Here is a 548-nt window from a genome sequence, read left to right as displayed (position 1 = left end):
CTTATAAGCTGTTTTACCAGCAATCTTACCTACTTTAGAACCAATATAACCACCGACAATACTTCCTGCTACAGAACCAACTGCTGTACCGACAGGTCCAGCAAAAGTTCCTAAAGCACCACCTATAACACCACCTATTCTTCCACCGATCATGTCTCCTGCAAGAGTAGCACTAGCAACATAAGCAGCTTTCTTCTTGTTTTTATAAGTAACCATAGTAACAGCAGGATCAAATGCTAATGAACCTCTATCAGCAACTTTACCTAATAATTCTTGGTTCGGTTTAATATATTTATTATATATCTTAGTACCCTTTACAGCATATTTCACAGCTTTACCCACAAGCCTACTTCTTCTAGAACTACCTGAAGCCCATTCTACTCCTTCACCAAAATTGTTATCTTTATCGTCAGGACCACCTTTTCCTTCTTTTTTCTTTTTATTATCATTATCTCCCCAACCAAAGTTCTTTAATTGTTCTTTTACTCTTTCCTTAATAAACTCACCGATATTTTTAAACGGTGATGTTATTGTAGAAAATAAATCTT

At 35.8% G+C, this 548-nt stretch carries 1 pseudogene; it reads right to left on the bottom strand.

What is annotated here, in order from left to right:
- A pseudogene (locus ETC00_RS19610) lies at positions 1 to 548 on the bottom strand (hypothetical protein); the annotation flags it as partial.

The sequence above is a fragment of the Brevibacillus sp. MCWH genome (genome assembly GCF_013096935.1).
GTDB classification, from domain to species: Bacteria; Bacillota; Bacilli; order Brevibacillales; family Brevibacillaceae; genus Brevibacillus; species Brevibacillus aydinogluensis.
Note: the sequence above shows the minus strand (reverse complement) of the source record. Positions and strands in the feature narration are given on the sequence as shown.